The 614-nt window shown below is 49.8% G+C and carries 1 protein-coding gene; it reads right to left on the bottom strand.

Annotation, left to right across the window (positions count from 1 at the left end; all coding sequences use genetic code 11):
• Positions 1 to 44: 44 nt before the first annotated feature.
• Positions 45 to 614: hypothetical protein (locus GBM95_RS12445; RefSeq protein WP_226963328.1), on the bottom strand; the 570-nt coding region annotated here is incomplete at its 5' end.

Raw genomic sequence — 614 nt, 5'->3', positions numbered from 1 at the left:
CGGAAAATCTCGGCTTGGTTGGGGTATAACTCCCCAACCAGGGGTCAAGCCAGCCTCATCAAGGGCTTGAGAGCGGCTTCAGGAGAATCGTAGAGTCCTCCAAATCCCAGAGCCTCCACGAGCTTCTTATCCTTGCCGGAAACATTGATCAGATACTTCTTTCCCTCAATCTCGATCAGTTGAATTTTCTTCAGTCGAGCAAACACTTCCGCAATGGTGTAGTTGGCACAAACCGGCTGTCCGTTGAGATCAGCCTTCATTCTCGCTCGCAGATTCGTCAAAATGCTCAAAGCCACAAAGGTGGTGAACAGCAATCCTTCCAACGCCTGAGTCGAATGGACTCTGGTCGTTTTCATCAAGTTGCCCAACATCAGCTTAAACACGACTTCCGCTTCGTTGCGAAGTTTGTAGATGTCCAGTGCAGCCTCGAGATCGGCATCATCATTTGATACGAAGGCAAAATAACCCAGAAGGAAACAGTGCTCCGTAACCGTGCGCATGTTGCGCTTGAGCGGTTCTCCCGACTGCGGTGAATCGTAAAAATCCAGAAGAGGATCATTAGGATCGGCCTTTCCCCGAAGCCATTCGGATTCGAACTTGGACAGGCGTTTTAA

It is taken from the genome of Sutterella seckii (assembly GCF_009183815.1).
Taxonomy (GTDB): Bacteria; Pseudomonadota; Gammaproteobacteria; order Burkholderiales; family Burkholderiaceae_F; genus Sutterella; species Sutterella seckii.
Note: the sequence above shows the minus strand (reverse complement) of the source record. Positions and strands in the feature narration are given on the sequence as shown.